Source organism: Paenibacillus sp. FSL P4-0127 (assembly GCF_038007325.1).
In the GTDB taxonomy this organism is placed as follows: domain Bacteria; phylum Bacillota; class Bacilli; order Paenibacillales; family Paenibacillaceae; genus Fontibacillus; species Fontibacillus macerans.
Genome location: NZ_JBBOWY010000001.1, coordinates 439,892 through 456,711, shown reverse-complemented (window position 1 = coordinate 456,711; position 16,820 = coordinate 439,892). Strand labels below are relative to the sequence as shown.

Here is a 16,820-nt window from a genome sequence, read left to right as displayed (position 1 = left end):
AGTGTGTGATGGCATTATTGACTAATCTATCGCATTTAAGCTACATCATGTCAATACTTCGCGAGAAAGCGCGGGAGCTAGATTTGAAGCCATAGGCGGGGCAAAGGTCCGAAGCAGCCGCTTCGTTTCTCGAAGTCCGGTGATCCGAAAGTTGAGCGGCACTACGCCACCCATTATGTGGCGAACAAGCACAAAATACCGCCGCAGTTGCCGGCGGCTCTAGGGAACCTGCAGCAAAATAACGATTTAAGATGAGAAAGGGAAATGTTTATGTTCCATCCTGAACAAGTAAAGAGTTATATCCTGCATCCGGAGCATATTGTAAGCAATACCGCTCTTCGATATTTTGAAGACAGCTTTCTATATGAAAATGATACTGCTTTAATGCCGCTATTGTTAGAAAAACTGAAGCAATCTAAGCAGGCCAAAATTCATTTGTTCCGAGGATATAAGTTCCCGCAAACCGAAGAGACGATCCGCGAGCTGCTGGCCTTGTGTCAGTCACCGGCATACGATAATAATACGAAATTCCACTTGAAGAATATGTTGTATCATAGCGATCCCCAGTTGTTGGACCCCTTTGTGGAGTTCATCGAGAAAGATCCGGTTTGGAAAAAACGGGTGCAGCAAAAGCGCAATCTTTCGATTATGGACGATCAGGAACTAGTAAGTGCCTTCCAATTGTTTATTGAGCAATCCGCCGATAAATATATAAATGAGCTCGATACAACGTATGGTGACGAAATCGTGAATGAGCTGTCTCGTCGAAAGTGTATCGACCCCGATACCGTACTGCAGAAGCTGGATGCTTATAATCCGGATGACTTAAGTTATGGTTATGAAACCTCCTATTTTGCTCAGCTGGCGGGTGCAATGAAGCTGGAAGCGGCCATTCCTTTGCTGTGCGGCTTATTGGGAGCGAAGGATGAATGGCTTCCAGAAAAGGCCATAGAGGCGCTTGTTCATATCGGGACAACCTCGGTTGTGACGACGCTGGCCGACCGGTATTTTGCTGCTAACGGAGAATATTTCCGGTTGTATGCTTCCGATGTGTTCGGTAGAATCAAGCTGCCCGCCTCGGAAGAGGCATTGCTAACGCTGCTGCCGGAAGAACAGAATCTTACCTTTGCGACCAGGTTGGCGGATGGTCTATGCGAGCTAGGATCAAGCAAGGGCCTTCCGTTGGTCCAGGCGATGGTGGAAGAAGGTTACGACCGGGGACTAATGAGCCTTACGGAGTCGATTTATGGTTACTGCGTAATCTCAAACACGCCGCATCCTTTATTACCGCAATGGAAGAAGGAGCTTGATATGGAAGAAGCGCGGCAGGCCAGGCATGAGCAGGAACTGGAGCAAATGTTCGCCATCCCCGGACTCCAAGGTGGTCTAAACACACCTTATTCTAACCCGAATAAAGTAGGACGCAACGATCCTTGTCCTTGCGGAAGCGGGAAGAAATACAAGAAATGCTGCGGCGCGTAGGCGGATACAAATAGAACCTATGGAGATGCGAATTGGAGGGAACATCCAAGTAAAATAGTTCCCTGTGGCGAATTATGGCTTTGCTAAGCCACGGTTCGTTCACTTTCATATGCAGTAACAGAAAAGCGACCTTAACAGGTCGCTATTTTCTGTCTAGCGTGCCCAGACGCACGCATCTTCTAGCCGGTGAAAGTCCGGTCGCGGGAAGAGCCAAGTCCCCGCGTAGCTTGGATACTTGCGTATGGCGAAATCTGTGCGTAAAAGCGTATCGACGAAAGTACCTGTCTGTGACAGGGCGAGCAACATACCAGGCCGTAACATAAAGTGAATCCTGCCGCGTCGTCAAAAAGGCCTCGCAAGAGGGAAGAGAGGGAGCCGAGTCTCGTGAACATGGACGAAGGCCAAGGAAGCTGTTTTAAACTTGGAGCGACAGCGAAGAGCCCTCCGGCGTATGGGGATCGGCATGGTATGAAAGAAGACGCAGTGAACTGGGGAGACCCTCCCCTGCACGAAGAAGTTTTTTTTTTTCGTAAGAGGATGCTCTATAAACCAAAAGGTGAAGTGAGCTATTCGCAGGAAGGGAGTCCGAGGGGCTCGTAGTACTGAAGAACCGCAGGACAACATAACCTGCGGGAGGGAAGGAGCCCTGCTTTGTTCAAGTTTCTTAAGGAGGTACGAGTCAGTGAATGCCAAGCGGCTAACAACACCAAAGGAAAACGTTCAACAACTCCAAGAGAAACTAGGTCATGCGGCCAAGGAAAGCAAGAAGCGCAGATTCCATGCGCTGTACGACAAGGTCTACAGAATGGACTTTCTGTGGGAAGCATGGAGAAGAGTTAGGGCTAACAAAGGGTCAGCGGGAGTGGACGGCGAAACGCTGTCGGACATCGTGAAGCAGGGAGAACATCATTTCCTGCAAGAATGCCACCGCATCCTCAAGGAAGGCAACTACCATCCACAGCCTGTTCGACGGCACTACATCCCGAAGAAAGATGGGAAGCAAAGGCCGCTCGGCATACCCACTGTCCGAGACCGCGTCATACAGATGGCAACGAAGTTGGTCATAGAACCGATCTTTGAAACGGACTTTCAGGAATCCTCATTTGGGTTCCGACCGAAGAAAAGCGCGAAGCAAGCGCTCGACCGAATCCGGAAGGCATGCAACCGCAAAGGCAATTGGGTGGTCGACGTCGACATCCAAGGCTACTTCGACAATATTAATCAAGAGAAGCTCATGAAGCTGGTGGAAATGCGAGTCAGCGACAGACGCATCTTGAAGCTAATACGGAAGTGGTTAAACGCGGGAGTAATGGAAGAAGGAAAGGTAAGACGCTCAGATTTAGGAACGCCGCAAGGCGGGGTCATTTCTCCGCTGTTAGCGAACATCTACCTAAACTACTTTGACATTCTGTGGGAACGACATGGCGGTGGTGGGATTGGAGAACTTACGCGTTATGCAGATGACTTCGTAGTTGTGTGCAAAACGAGGAAGGAGGCAGAGCGAGCCCACCAGCTGATCCGCGCGATCATGGAACGGCTCGAACTCACATTGCATCCGACCAAAACACGCATTGTCGGTCTATGGACAGGAGAAGAAGGCTTCGACTTTCTAGGTATGCACCATCGTAAAACGAAGGCTGAAACCTCCAAAGGGCGTGTGTACTACACCACGCAGCAATGGTTGACCCGGAAAGCGGAAGAACGGATCCGGGAAGTCGTTAAGAAACGATTGGCTCCACCGAACATGAGACATAAGTCATTATTAGAACATGTGAACTGGCTGAATCCCAAGATTCAGGGATGGAGGAATTACTACTGTACGGCTTACAGTCAGCGAAAGATGGCAAAAATGGATTGGTACATTTTGCAAATGTTTGCAAGATGGTACGCCAAGAAACGCCAACGCAGACGATGGATGAGTTCGTTCCGCGAGATTAAAATCTTGACCAGTCAATTTGAACTCAAAACGCTCTTGTAATCTGCATGCACATGGATGACGAACATCGGAAAGCCGTATGAGGGAAAACCTCACGTACGGTTTGATGAGGAGGGGCAGAATTTATCTGCCCTTTACTCTAGAAAACATGTAAATGACACAATTCTTCTTAGATCGACTCCAGTAAACACCCATGTTCGACCGGTCCATCTAAAACCTGCAACGGATGTACGCCCTACAAAGGTTGGGAAGAACCAGAACGCGTTCCCATTTCTCAGCCATACAAATGTGTTGCGGAATAAACAACCGGCAATAGCTCCGGGGTCGATGGCGAACGCTGCAGCCGCGGGTTGCGGTGGTATGAATTGTGGAGGAGGGGAGGAGGGTGGCCGCTGTGTTCCTTGGGGTCCAAAAGGCGGTGTAAATGCCATAAGATTTCACTCCTTAAATTAGAAGGTTAGGCTTGACCAGGCCTATAATAATGAAATGGCGAGTAAGTTGAACAGCACCAGGGGTAAAACGAAATCATTGTAGTAACCCGGAACAAAACCTCGACTAGTCACATGGCTTGGTAGTCTTAAGTATAAAATTCCCTTTTCGCAGTGGATAAGTATTCCTTCAAAAACATCGCCATCTACGGTCTCCACTCGAACAAGTGTATTAACATGGTTGTTACATATATTTGCTATATGATCTTGAATGGATTTTAAGTTATGCCTAGTAGTTGGATCCATTCGATACAGTGTGTGTTCTTGTTTCCTCTGCTGTTGCAAGTTCATGGTCGCGACCTCCATTTCAGATTCATTCATTTTCTCCATCGTATGCAGATGCCTATAGGGAAGTGATTACCCGTTATAGCTATAAGCTATAACTAGTTATGACTTTTGAGTGTTACGTAGGAACCCCCCTTCCATGCTACAATCAAAGCATTACGATTTAACATGAGACAGATCGGGGAGGTTTTTTGAATGAGCAGTAAATTCCAAATCGTAGGCAGCTTGTTGCGACCGTCTGAACTATTAAAATATAAAACGCAAATAGAACATCGTGATGATATCAGCTATCCATTTTATCAAGATTTTGAGGGCTATGAGCAGTGTGAAACGGAGGCAATTCAGGCTGTAGTCGAAAAAGAAATCGAGCATGATTTGTCAATTATTACCGATGGTGAATATTCCAAATCCATGTGGCACCTGGATTTCGTTTGGGGATTTCAAGGAATTAAGCGCTATATTGCGGATCATGGATATTTTTTCCGTGACGTTGATGGAAGTTCGAAATATGAGACGCGAAAAGATATTGGTTTGCGCATTACAGGCGAATTGAGCGGAAAGAACCATCATTTCATTGGAATATTCAAAAAACTCCAAGCTCTTGCTGGCGACCGTGAAACGAAGCTGTGCGTACCTTCTCCATCACATATTTTTGGTGAGTTGTCATGGTCGGACAACATTGGCGGCAAAGATGCGGTTTATAAAAATAGACATGAGCTTAAAAACGGCCTCGTCAAGGCATATAAGGAATTTGTTGAGGAATTTGCTGCTGCTGGCGGGAAAATTTTGCAATTTGACGATTGCTTATGGGAACTGTTTGCGGATGACAACCCGAATTCTCCGTATACCGGTGAAAATATTAATCAAGAGGAAGTACAAGCTCTTGCTGCTGAATTTATTGACATTAACAATACATTGATTGATTTTGGTCATCGTTTAGGTTTGAAAATGTGGACGCACAATTGCCGTGGCAACTATGATTCCCGTAATATGGGGGGCGGCTCCTATGTGAAAATTGCTAATCTGTTCTTGAAGCAGCTTAAATATGACCGTTTCTTCCTTGAATGGGATGATGAACGTGCAGGATCACTTGAGGCGCTTGAAGTCTTCAAGGATAAGCCGGAAACAGAAATTGTACTTGGCTTGTTGTCATCTAAAACGAATACGCTTGACGATGAGGAGCGTGTATTCAGATTGCTTGATGAGGCATCGAGCATTATTGACAAGGATAGATTGTTGCTATCCCATCAATGCGGATTTGCCTCTTGTGACGGGGGTAATGAATTAACCGAGGCTGAGCAATGGGCGAAAATTAATCAAGGACAAAGAATAGCCCGGCAATATTGGAGCAAATAATGTTTGTCGCTCGAAGTGAAGATTTTCGGGTGACATCAAAACTGTCACTGCACCTGTAGAAGTCTGTGTGGCGTTGTCATCGGACAGGGGTTCGACTCCCCGCGGAAAGTTGAACCCTTGTCCATACAAAACCACAATGGTTAATTTTGTATATCGATACTATTCTCGCGGCTCTTTCCGTCAGGCGGCGGCTGGGATATCGCAGTTTAAAGTATAATGGAAAACGAAGCGGGCAAGATATGAAAGAAAAGTTGTAAACGAACTTCAGATGTGTTATAGTTAATTCATTGAAATTTCAACCTGAAGTCACATATTATAGAGGGTTAGGATTTTAATGGGCTTAACCTTGTATAATATGTGATTTTTTTTGGAAATTTTAAAGGATATCAAAAATGAACATGTGGAGGTAATGAATCATGGAAACAGGAACAGTAAAATGGTTTAATGCGGAAAAAGGCTTTGGTTTCATCGAGGTTGAAGGCGGCAGCGACGTATTCGTGCACTTCAGCGCGATTGTTGGCGACGGCTTTAAATCGTTGGACGAAGGACAACGCGTTGAATTTAACGTGGTACAAGGCAATCGCGGCCCGCAGGCCGAAAATGTTGTTAAACTGTAAGTAAGACTGCTATTGCAAAGCCCCAAACCTCGTGGGGCTTTTTTTTCGCACATTATTCCTGGAGAGAAAGAAGGATGCCGCTTGTACTATTCACGGAAAAAACTAACGGGTGATCTTCCAGAAGAAATGACAATAATATGGTCATGCACCAATGAAAAGTGTAACGGATGGATGAGGGATAACTTCGTTTTTTTGGCTCAGCCAGTGTGTGCCCAGTGCAATTCCTTCATGGAGAAAGGCGAGAAGATGCTGCCAATCTTAGCGAATACAAGCCCTAATCAGACGAAAAACTAGATAGAGCGAGGATCAGTCTTGTATTCTTATTCCAATATTGCCCAATTGCTCCCCCTGCTGCATTCGCTGAAAGGCGCGAAAGGTGTCCTGTAAAGGATACACACTATCAATGATAGGGCGTATCGAGTGAAGTTCCATAAATTGAAGCATAGCCATAAACTCTTCGCTGCTGCCCATTGAGGTGCCGATGATACTGATTTGGGGGTAAAATATGGATCGTACCGCTAATTCCACTCGGTCGCCTGAGCTTGCGCCAAACGTGACGATACGGCCATTCGGCTTAATGATATCAAAGTAATGTTGGAACGTAGCCGGCCCGATACTGTCCAGGATGAGATCCACTTGTTCTCCTTTCATACTGTCCTTCCAATCACTATGGCTGTCAAAGGCAAGATCTGCCCCATATGCAAGAGCGGCTTGCCTTTTTGTTTGACTGCGTGATGTGACACTGACGCGTGCACCCGCCGCTGAAGCCATAAGCATAGCATAGGTTGCCACACCGCCACCAATCCCTGGAATAAGGATATGTTCGCCTCGCTGTAAGCGGCCTCTCGTGAACAAAGCCCGATAGGCCGTCAAGGCAGACAAGGGCAACACTCCAGCTTCTTCCCAAGACAAGTAAGCTGGTTTGCTGACGGCATTTTGTTCGGGGATGATGATAGACTCGGCGAGTGTGCCACTCGAAGGACCGCCTACTATAGCCGGAACGGCCGGGACATTGTGGGTGAATTCCCATCCGATACACGGATTAATGATTACATTGGAACCTACTGTAAGGTTCGTTACGCCTTCACCTACCGCTTCAATTCTTCCCGCGCCGTCCGAACCCATAATCAGGGGTGCATCCTCATTTGTTCGATCCTCCATGAGAAATAAGTCCCGATGATTCAACCCTGCTGTTTTCAACTTTACTTTTACTTCACCGAAGCCTGGCTGTTTATCAATCACATTTTCATATCTCAAGCCCTTTAAGCCGTTCATCCCAGCATGTACGATTGCTTTCATCCTAAATCCTCCAGTCATTCGTATTTTGATGAATCTCTATATTTTGAATTGTACAGAGCGGGAATCATACAGTAAAATGAACAAAATCGAATGTGAGTATCAAAACTGATCATACCAAGCAGGTGATATGGAAATGGAAAGCGGAGACTTGAGAATATTTCAAGCTGTAGCTCGAGAGGGGAGCATAACCAAGGCGGCGCAAATGTTGAACTACGTACAGTCTAATGTGACGAATCGTATTCAGTACCTCGAGGCTCAACTGAGAATCCCTCTTTTTCGGCGATCCAATCGAGGGATGACGCTAACTCCGGCTGGCGAAAATTTATTGGGATATGCGGATAAAATACTGACTCTGCTGGACGAAGCTGTGAAAACTACACAATACTCCGACCATCCTGCAGGGCCTCTTCGGATAGGTTCTATTGAGACGACTGCGGCCATTCATCTGACCCCCCTATTGGCCGAATATCGATTACAATACCCGGATGTGAATTTATCGCTCACTACGGGTGTTACACATGCTCTCGTGCAAAAAGTGTTGAATTACGAGCTTGATGGGGCGTTTGTTTATGGTCCGGTTGACGATCCGGATATAGAACATGCCGCGGCTTTCGAAGAGGAGTTGGTGCTGATCTCGGAGCCGGGAAAAAGCGACATGCACGAGTTGCTTGCGAAGCCGATGTTGTTTTTCGATGTTGGTTGTACGCATCGGGCAAAAGCAGAGAGCTTTCTGAGAGGGACTGGCCTGACCGCATATCAGATTATGGAGTTTGGAACATTAGCAGTTATTCTGGATGGGGTTTCCGCTGGGCTCGGCGTGTCTATGTTGCCGCGATCGTCGATTGCTAAAGCGGAAGAGGCAGGCAAAGTCGCTTTCCACAGTTTACCTGAAGAGTACCGAAATTTGGAGGTATGGTTTGTGTATAGACAAGGCTCAATATACTCTAGTGCGTTGTCAAGATTAATACAACTTATTGAAACGAAGCAATAATAGTTAACCCACAACGATCAATAGCGGCTAGTGTACCAATTGAGAATGCAGCTATCGCAGAGTCTCCTCTGTGATGGCTGCTTTTTCTATTTCCGACTGAGCCGCCAGCAGCTTCCGCTTTGCGCTGCACTAGAATGTCACAGAATGAATCGCATCGTCGTTATATTTTCGAGTGTGATTAACAAAGGAGGCTAAGATCCATGGCGAAAGCGAGCTGCGCCTTTACCACATCTCGATTTGGCGCGAATCAACGCTGTTTAGCCCACGCGAACGGGCTGCGCTGGCATGGACCGAGGTTCTGACCAAACTGCCGGAGCATGGCGTACCTGATGACATCTATAACCACGTTCGCGAGCAGTTGTCCGAGAAAGAAATTTCAGATCTTACCTTCTCGATCATGGCGATCAATGCCTGGAACCGTATTAACGTCGCCTTTAAGAACGTACCGGGTTCTGCTGACGCCGCATTTGGTTTGACTAAAGCCGGCCTGAGCTAAGCAGTAAGAGCAAAGGTGATTTCTGCCAACATCGATGTTAAAAGCAGAAGCACAAAGAACCCTCCGAAGGTTCTTTGTGCTTCGTTTTATTCTCCAGCGTGCTTCAGCTTGTCCGGGTTTCTAACAATATAAATGCTGCGGATTTGATTCTTCTCCACATGAAAAATCCCGACGGTTTGAATCCCTTCGTCAGATCGAACAATAAATGCAGGCTGTCCGTTCATCCGAATAACCTCGATATGAACGCCATCGATCGTTGGTGCTTGCCGGAATGGACCGAGCAGGAACTGGGCAACAAGTTCTCTTGTAGAGATAGGTTCGACAACGGCCGGGACTTTGCCTCCTCCATCGGCGACAAGGACAACTTCTTGATCCAGGATGGATAAGATTTGATTGAGGTTGCCTTGTTTGAGAGCGTTCAGGAAATCATGGACGAGCTCGGGAGTAACTCCTTCCGAATGAACGAGTTGTTCAGCTGTAATTCCCATTTTTGCGTTGGCCCGACTGAACAGTTTACGACAGTTCACTTCGCTCTTTTCCACCAGTTCGGCAATTTCAGGATAGTCAATACAGGGTGTTTTTGTGACATTCCCTAGGCTTTTATTATGCTTACCTCAAATGATCCAGCAGACTTAAGCGGTTGGTGGCAAATTTTTACGCATAGGGATTTTTAACCAATTATAACCAGGAAATATTTCGGAGCACATGCTACAATCTAGGATGTTAAAAGGAGGCGGATATTGACGAATACTGACGAATTAGTTTGAATTAATCGATTAGACAGGGGAGGTGAATTAAAGAATTTGCCGGCTATTTAATAACGGTTCAATGGTGTACGCATCAAATCAAACTTGGGAGGATTGTAAATGAAGAACAGGGTTACAAAAGCATGGAGTATGGTTTTATTTTTTTCTCTGGCAATTTCTTTAATAACAGGAGGACTGCAAAATACTAAAACTTATGCTGCCGGTCTTTCGATCATCGGCGGTGGAGGCTGGAATGAAACGGCGCATGTAGAATGGTCTCCTGTTAGCAATGCGGAAGGATATAATGTATACGTTAAACCTGAAAGTGCATCGGATTCTTCCTATCAGCAAATTGATAATGAACTGATCCGAAAATACCCTTCTTTTTGGAGAGCGGATGCCTTAGGTCTTGCAGCCGGAGATTATGTCATGAAAGTTGAAGCAAGACTAACAGACGGTTCAACGGTGAGTGCAGTTTCAGATAAGCTGTCCGTAGCGTCGCATGACAGATCCGGGTTTGCTTTCTCATCAGACTCGCTATATGGCACAGGCTCAGGTGCTTATAATGATGATGGAACACTTAAGGATGGTGCCCAGGTTTTGTATGTCACATCCGAGACTGCACAAACCGTGACCCTTGATGTGCAAATCAATAGCTCGGGGCGCGTTCAAACAGGTGTTGGCATAGGCGAGATTTTGCAATTAAGACAAAAAGGTTATGATACTACACCTCTTGCCATCCGGTTTATTGGAAAAATTACGGCTGATGACATGAAAGGCCAACTTAATAGCAGCGGCTATCTGCAAGTCAAAGGCAAAAAAAATTATTCGGAAATGAATATGACGGTTGAAGGGATTGGAGACGATGCCTATGCTTACGGATGGGGAATCCTGCTTAGATATACCGGAAATGTGGAAGTGAGAAACCTGGGGCTGATGTTGTTCCCTGACGATGGTATTTCGTTGGATACGGGGAATGCCAATGTTTGGGTGCATAACAATGATCTATTCTATGGAACTGCAGGAGGAGATGCTGACCAAGCCAAGGGCGATGGTTCCACGGACCTTAAAAAGGGATCGACAAATATTACGATCTCTTATAATCACTACTGGGATTCAGGAAAAGCGGCTCTGGTCGGCTTGAGTGAATCGGCTGAATTTTTTGCCACCTTCCATCATAACTGGTTTGATCATTCGGACTCCCGTCATCCGCGGATTAGAGTGGCATCCGTTCATATCTATAATAACTTCTATGATGGAGTCTCGAAATATGGCGTCGGTGTTACTACGGGAGCTTCAGCCTTTGTGGAATCCAATTATTTTAGACATACTAAATATCCAATGATGAGTTCCTTGCAAGGTACGGATGCTTTAGGGGAAGGTACGTTTTCAGGCGAAACCGGAGGTGTGATCAAGGCCTACAACAATATGATTGTTGATGCGGCCAGTCTGATTTATGCAAACTCCAACAACGGGACAGCTGCGGCAAATGAAAAATCATTTGATGCGTATTTAGCTTCGTCAAGAAATGAAACCGTACCAAGCACATACAAAGCATTAAAAGGAGGAACGGCTTATAATAACTTTGATACAAGCGTCGATACGGGCGTAAATGCTGCAGACATTGATAACGCAAGCGATGTTGAACAAATGGTTACTGCCAAAGCGGGACGCCTGAATAACGGAGACTTTGCATGGAAATTTGATAATTCCGTGGATGACAAGTCGTATGCAATCAATTCAGCTCTAATGGCTAAAATAAGAAGCTACACAACTCAACTTGTATCTGTGGGCGGAAATTCAATCCCGCAAGAACCTGCACCAGGACCCGCACCAGAGCCAACACCGGAACCTACACCGGAACCCACGCCAACACCAGAACCTGCACCGGAGCCTACACCAACACCAGAGCCAACACCGGAACCCACACCAACACCAGAACCTACACCAGAGCCGACACCGACACCCATTCCGGACCCGACAACCGGAGAACAAGTTCATAACTTTACCGTAGCCGGAACCGCCAGCGACTTCTTTGATATTGAAGGGAATCTTTCGGCAAGCAAGGGAACTGTGGAGTATAACGGTCTGACTCTAACGCAATGTTTAAAAATCGAGACCGCGACCCGTATCGGTTTCACCACAACGGAAGATTCAACATTAACACTAGTGTTTAATTCAGAAGACGGAAAGAAGATCAAGATCGATGGAACCAGCTATCCAATAACTGATGGTATTGTCAGTGTACCGCTTACTCCTGGCGCACATACTATTACAAAAGATAATCCTGTAAATCTTTATTATATGGAACTGAAATAGATGATCTGATGTTTTATGTGACCAGTTGCCGGAATTAAAGCGGCGACTGGTTTATTTTTATATTATAGAATTTTATAAAATTTCGGACATGGTAGATCGCAAGAAAAACTAGCTCTAAATGAGGTTTGTAATCTATCGAAGATCAACACATGTTGCCCGGACGCTTTGCATGATTATCCCTTTTGATCAGAACGGAGAGAAATGGACAAGAGCTCTCCTCACTGAGGTCCCCTGGGGCCCCTGAAAGAGAGGGATAATCGTGCAAAGGTAACATGAGGGACACCAAGGTACGCACCCTACAAGGGGGCAGTTCGGGTTGGATTGGCGAAAATAAACTGCAGAATCACGTCTATATCTTGATCTGATGAAAAAGTAGAAAGGCACTCGTAGATCAGTAACAATCCTGGATTTTCCCGTCCTATTACATATTCTTTTAGGTTATCGGCAATAAATGACTTACTTCGACATGAAGTTAAGATTATTATGTATACAAATCTAGTTTTTGCCAACAATATAAAAATTATGGATGGAAGGGGTGATAAGCATCCTAAACCGATGTCATTCTATTCATATTTGAAAGCGCTTAACAAATTATGAAGGGAGAATATTTTATGTTGCATCTGATTCGAAATGTGTGGGGCAAGCTGGGCACCCTGACTATCATATTTATGCTTCTTGCAGCCAGTATAAGCAGTGGAAGTGCATTTGCTGCAGCCAGTTCATCGACCACCTCAAACACAACGCGGGTCTCCGTGCACGATCCATCCATTTACTACGATTCATCAACGAACAAATATTACGTTTTCGGTTCCCATTTGGCTCAGGCCAGCAGTACGGATCTAAGAAATTGGTCTTATGTTGGAACCCAGGGCTATGCCAATCGGAGTTTGTATGCACCGTCTACCTTTGAGGGCTATTATTATATTAAAAATAAAAACAGCGGATTATATCTTGATGTAGCTGATGGGTCGGCGGCCGACGGAACGAATATTCGGCAATGGTCTTATAATGGCTCTGATGCGCAGAAGTTCAGAATCGTGCATCACAGCAACGGAGATTATTACATTCTGACGGCCAACTCTTCCTATAAGAGCAGCATTGATGTCAACGGCGGATCCCCCGCCGATGGCACCAACATTGAGCAATGGGCATACTGGGGCGGTCCCATGCAATTGTTCCGGATTCAGCAGAATGAGGATGGAACGGTCGCTTTCCTGACCAAAGCATCGGGGTACACGTCTGCGTTGGATGTCGCTGATGGGAGCACGTCTGCAGGCGCCAACGTCCAGCAGTGGAATTACTGGGGCGGAGACATGCAAAAATGGAAACTGATCAAAGCGGGCGGCACGGGGAATGTATCCAGAAGCTCGGGCGCGGCACTGCTCTCTGCGCTGGCACCCTCTTTCGCATGGGCGGGTTATAATGATCAGGATAGCTCGGGCGGCCACGCGGTATGGGCGCCGGATGTGATTTATAACCCATCCTATGTATGGGCGGATGGTTCCAAGGGCGCTTATATGTTGTATTACAGTACATCATCGACCTACATTCGTTCCGCCATTGGATTTGGTGTGTCCAAGTCCATAACAGGTCCGTACGAATATGTAGATACCATTATTTATTCCGGATTTACCCGTGCCAGCAACCCCATTACCACCACGTCGCCGCTCGGGACAAAAACCGTGAATACGTGGTATCAAAATACCAACATCCCCGATCTGATCGACAACGGTACCCTATCGGGAGTCCGAAGCGGCTGGTTCACTAGCAGCGGCGGCTATAACAATTCACTGTTCCCGAACGCCATCGATCCTTCCCTGATTTACGATGCTTCAGGCCGACTATGGATGAGTTACGGGTCCTGGTCCGGCGGTATTTATATGCTTCAGCTTAATCCCGAAACGGGTAAGCCTTATTATCCCGGAGCGGACAGCGGCAATACGGACCGTTACTTCGGCAAACGCATCGCAGGGGGATACGGAAAATCGGGGGAGGCCCCTTATATTGTCTATGACAAAGCCGCAGGTTATTACTACCTGTATGTAACGTACGGCGGTTTGGCGAATGCGGGCGGTTATCACATCCGGTTATACCGGTCCACCGCGATTGACGGACCGTATACGGATGCCGCCGGCAATCAAGCCGTGTATGCTTCCGCTTCAATTAATCAAGCCAATTACGGCATTAAACTGTTCGGAAATTACCAACTCTCGGGAATCCCGTTAGGTTACAAATCGGGAGGGCATAATTCGGCACTGATTGATACGGACGGCTTGCGCTACCTGATTTACCATACCCGCTTCAATAACGGAACCGAAGGGCATGAGGTTCGGGTGCATCAGCAATTCATGAATGCGGATAAGTGGCCTGTCACCGCGGTATACGAATTCCTGGGAAGCAGCATTTCTTCTACGGGATACAGCATGAATGATATGACGGGGACCTATCAATTCGTCAAAATGGGGCTTGACGCTTCGACATCCGGTGTGGGGATGCTGCCTACCCAAAGCGTGACTTTGAATGCAAACGGCACCATTACGGGGAATGTGACCGGCACTTGGTCTTCTACTGCCGGGACTTATTATTGCACCATGGTCATTAATGGAGTAACTTATAAAGGCGTGTTCTTCAAGCAAAGAAATGAGCTTTCCAGCCACAATGAAGTAATGACCTTCTCATTGGTCGGCAGCAATAACGAATCGATTTGGGGCTCAAAATAGAAAAACCGTTAGGTTATTATAAGATATTATAAGAAATCCATGTTGACGCTTTCAAAATCCTGATATATAATGCAATTAATCGAATACACCCATTAGACATGTGACTGGTAAAGCAGGCAGGATCTAAAATGACAAATCTTTTATTTGTCGTTTTAGGTCCTTTTTTATTTGCAGAAAAGCCTGTCCCCTTTCACAAATTTGCAAAAGGAAGGAGCATTGGACATGGATTACAAACAGACCGCCGCGGAAGTTCTGAAATATGTGGGCGGCAAGGAAAACATCGCCCATTTTGAACACTGCTCGACAAGACTGCGTTTTTCCTTGATCGACAACGCTAAAGCCGATGTCAAACGGCTCGAAAGCATTCCCGGCGTGATCGCCGTAAAAATGACCGGCCAGTGCCAGGTCGTGATTGGGAATGAAGTGGTTGAAGTTTATGATGCGGTCAATCAGTTGTTGGGGGGGTCGCCGAATCCTGACTCGGAATCCGCTGAGGCATCCGCCGCTAAACCGAAAGAAAAGAGAAAACTCGGCAGCGTTATTTTGGATTTTATCGTCGGTGTGTTTCAGCCGCTGATTCCGGCGATTGCCGGGGCCGGGATGTTAAAGTCGTTGTTGCTGCTGCTCGGATTAATGAATGTTTTGGATCCGGACGGCCACACTTATAAAATCTTGGTGCAAATTGGCGACGCGGCGCTGTACTTTCTTCCATTACTAGTGGCCGTTACCACCGCCAACAAACTGAAAGTAAATACTTTGGTGGCCCTGGCTGCCGTCGGCGCTTTGCTGCTGCCGAACATGACGGCCATGCTCGGGGAAGGCGCCCAGTTGTTCGGCCTTCAGATCAAAAGCATCGCCTACGCCTATCAGGTCTTTCCGGCGATTCTGACCGTATTGCTCTACGCCCAAATGGAGAAATGGTTCACGCGAATTACGCCGAAAGTGATCCGGATCTTTTTTGTCCCGATGATGTCGCTGCTCATTACCGTTCCGGTGTCGTTGCTCGTTTTGGGCCCGCTCGGTTATACGCTCGGCGAAGGTTTCTCAGCTATCATCTTAACCTTGTTCGATAAGGTGGGGTGGATTGCCGTCGCGCTCTTGGCCGCCGTTTTGCCGCTGATGGTGTCCGTCGGCATGCACAAAGCGCTCATTCCTTACGCTCTTTCCGCGATGGGAAGCACCGGTAAGGAATTGCTCTATATGCCTGCTTCGCTGGCCCACAATATCGCCGAAAGCGGGGCCTGCTTCGCCGTTGCGGTGCGGACCAAGGATAAGGCGTTAAGAGCCACGGCCATCTCCGCAGGAATTTCCGCATTGTTCGGCATCACGGAACCGGCCTTGTACGGGGTCACCCTGCAAAATAAAAAAGTGCTCGGCAGCGTCATGTTCAGTTCGCTGATCGGCGGGGCGTTTACCGGCATTGTCGGCTTGCAGGCTTATGTGCTGGTCGGACCCGGATTAGCCAGTTTATCGATGTTTATCTCGGAAGATTTGCCGCGGAATATCATCAATGCCGTCATCGCGCTTGTTATTTCCTTTGTGGTTGCCTTCGTTTCGGCCTTTATTCTCGGCAAGGACCATAAGGCCAAAGCGGAAGAGCGCCAAGCGGTTAACCAGCTTACCATGGCAAAAGAGTTCAAAAGCCCGGTGATCGGGGACATGATTCCTTTGTCCGAGGTGAAGGATGAGGTCTTTTCCAGCAAAGCGATGGGTGAGGGGGTTGCGGTCATTCCTGCGAAAGGTGAATTGTACGCGCCCGTGGATGGCAAAATTGAAGTCATTTACAGCAGGAACCATGCGATGGCCATGCGTACGGCGAACGGCATCGAGCTGTTGTTCCATGTAGGGATCGATACCGTCCGCTTGCGGGGCAAATATTTTGAGCCTCAGGTGCAGGCTGGAGATGAAGTGAAAGCCGGCGATTTATTGCTGAAGTTCGACCTTGAGAAGATTATTGAAGAAGGCTACGATCCGGTAACCATCGCCATTGTGACCAATAAGGACAAATACGCGGTCGAGGTTGCGGATTTAAAACAGGTGAACCGTCAGGATACATTGATGGTTGTAACCGCTTTAGAAAATTAA

General features: G+C 47.0%; 12 protein-coding genes. 9 read left to right on the top strand and 3 right to left on the bottom strand.

The annotated features are described in order from the left end of the window. Positions 1-270: 270 nt before the first annotated feature. Both NYE74_RS01865 and ltrA read left to right on the top strand, forming a co-directional pair. Positions 271-1,482 (top strand): HEAT repeat domain-containing protein, encoded by a 1,212-nt coding sequence (locus NYE74_RS01865; RefSeq protein ID WP_240752271.1) that lies wholly within the window; start codon positions 271-273, stop codon positions 1,480-1,482. 682 nt (positions 1,483-2,164) lie between these two features. Then, entirely contained in the window at positions 2,165-3,460 is a 1,296-nt protein-coding gene (gene ltrA, locus NYE74_RS01860; RefSeq protein WP_213511364.1) for a group II intron reverse transcriptase/maturase, read from the top strand. A 431-nt stretch (positions 3,461-3,891) separates the two neighbouring features. On the opposite strand, the gene NYE74_RS01855 is transcribed toward ltrA, so the two are convergent. Then, positions 3,892-4,197, bottom strand: a complete 306-nt coding sequence (locus NYE74_RS01855) for a hypothetical protein (protein WP_213511338.1) — start codon at positions 4,195-4,197, stop codon at positions 3,892-3,894. A gap of 189 nt (positions 4,198-4,386) precedes the next feature. Between NYE74_RS01855 and NYE74_RS01850 the strand changes: the two genes are divergently transcribed. From NYE74_RS01850 to NYE74_RS01840, 3 genes are all read left to right on the top strand, one after another. Next, on the top strand, positions 4,387-5,547 hold the full coding sequence (locus NYE74_RS01850) for a cobalamin-independent methionine synthase II family protein (RefSeq protein ID WP_341004565.1): 1,161 nt from the start codon (positions 4,387-4,389) through the stop codon (positions 5,545-5,547). A 416-nt stretch (positions 5,548-5,963) separates the two neighbouring features. Then, positions 5,964-6,164, top strand: a complete 201-nt coding sequence (locus tag NYE74_RS01845) for a cold-shock protein (protein WP_036627035.1) — start codon at positions 5,964-5,966, stop codon at positions 6,162-6,164. An 81-nt stretch (positions 6,165-6,245) separates the two neighbouring features. Continuing rightward, positions 6,246-6,458, top strand: a complete 213-nt coding sequence (locus NYE74_RS01840; protein ID WP_036627034.1) for a cold-shock protein — start codon at positions 6,246-6,248, stop codon at positions 6,456-6,458. Positions 6,459-6,470: 12 nt separating this feature from the next. On the opposite strand, the gene NYE74_RS01835 is transcribed toward NYE74_RS01840, so the two are convergent. Further along, positions 6,471-7,463 carry a zinc-binding dehydrogenase gene (locus NYE74_RS01835; protein WP_155619691.1) on the bottom strand — a complete coding sequence of 331 codons (993 nt, stop codon included), beginning with the start codon at positions 7,461-7,463 and terminating at the stop codon, positions 6,471-6,473. 133 nt (positions 7,464-7,596) lie between these two features. Between NYE74_RS01835 and NYE74_RS01830 the strand changes: the two genes are divergently transcribed. Continuing rightward, positions 7,597-8,454 carry a LysR family transcriptional regulator gene (locus NYE74_RS01830; RefSeq protein WP_124333700.1) on the top strand — a complete coding sequence of 286 codons (858 nt, stop codon included), beginning with the start codon at positions 7,597-7,599 and terminating at the stop codon, positions 8,452-8,454. A gap of 582 nt (positions 8,455-9,036) precedes the next feature. On the opposite strand, the gene NYE74_RS01825 is transcribed toward NYE74_RS01830, so the two are convergent. Beyond that, positions 9,037-9,492, bottom strand: a complete 456-nt coding sequence (locus NYE74_RS01825; RefSeq protein ID WP_316561357.1) for a hypothetical protein — start codon at positions 9,490-9,492, stop codon at positions 9,037-9,039. 324 nt (positions 9,493-9,816) lie between these two features. Here NYE74_RS01825 and NYE74_RS01820 point away from each other — a divergent pair, with 324 nt between their 5' ends. From NYE74_RS01820 to NYE74_RS01810, 3 genes are all read left to right on the top strand, one after another. Then, entirely contained in the window at positions 9,817-12,015 is a 2,199-nt protein-coding gene (locus NYE74_RS01820) for a pectate lyase family protein (protein WP_124333698.1), read from the top strand. Positions 12,016-12,608: 593 nt separating this feature from the next. After that, positions 12,609-14,735: an RICIN domain-containing protein gene (locus NYE74_RS01815; RefSeq protein WP_124333697.1), complete on the top strand. Its 2,127-nt coding sequence runs from the start codon at positions 12,609-12,611 to the stop codon at positions 14,733-14,735. A 222-nt stretch (positions 14,736-14,957) separates the two neighbouring features. Next, on the top strand, positions 14,958-16,820 hold the full coding sequence (locus tag NYE74_RS01810; protein WP_036627027.1) for a beta-glucoside-specific PTS transporter subunit IIABC: 1,863 nt from the start codon (positions 14,958-14,960) through the stop codon (positions 16,818-16,820).

Excerpts from the sequence above, each read along its gene's own strand:
- NYE74_RS01865 (WP_240752271.1), top strand. The coding sequence starts at position 271 with ATGTTCCATCCTGAACAAGTAAAGAGTTATATCCTGCATCCGGAGCAT.
- NYE74_RS01855 (WP_213511338.1), bottom strand. The coding sequence starts at position 4,197 with ATGAACTTGCAACAGCAGAGGAAACAAGAACACACACTGTATCGAATG.
- NYE74_RS01850 (WP_341004565.1), top strand. The coding sequence starts at position 4,387 with ATGAGCAGTAAATTCCAAATCGTAGGCAGCTTGTTGCGACCGTCTGAA.
- NYE74_RS01845 (WP_036627035.1), top strand. The coding sequence starts at position 5,964 with ATGGAAACAGGAACAGTAAAATGGTTTAATGCGGAAAAAGGCTTTGGT.
- NYE74_RS01835 (WP_155619691.1), bottom strand. The coding sequence starts at position 7,463 with ATGAAAGCAATCGTACATGCTGGGATGAACGGCTTAAAGGGCTTGAGA.
- NYE74_RS01830 (WP_124333700.1), top strand. The coding sequence starts at position 7,597 with ATGGAAAGCGGAGACTTGAGAATATTTCAAGCTGTAGCTCGAGAGGGG.
- NYE74_RS01820 (WP_124333698.1), top strand. The coding sequence starts at position 9,817 with ATGAAGAACAGGGTTACAAAAGCATGGAGTATGGTTTTATTTTTTTCT.
- NYE74_RS01815 (WP_124333697.1), top strand. The coding sequence starts at position 12,609 with ATGAAGGGAGAATATTTTATGTTGCATCTGATTCGAAATGTGTGGGGC.
- NYE74_RS01810 (WP_036627027.1), top strand. The coding sequence starts at position 14,958 with ATGGATTACAAACAGACCGCCGCGGAAGTTCTGAAATATGTGGGCGGC.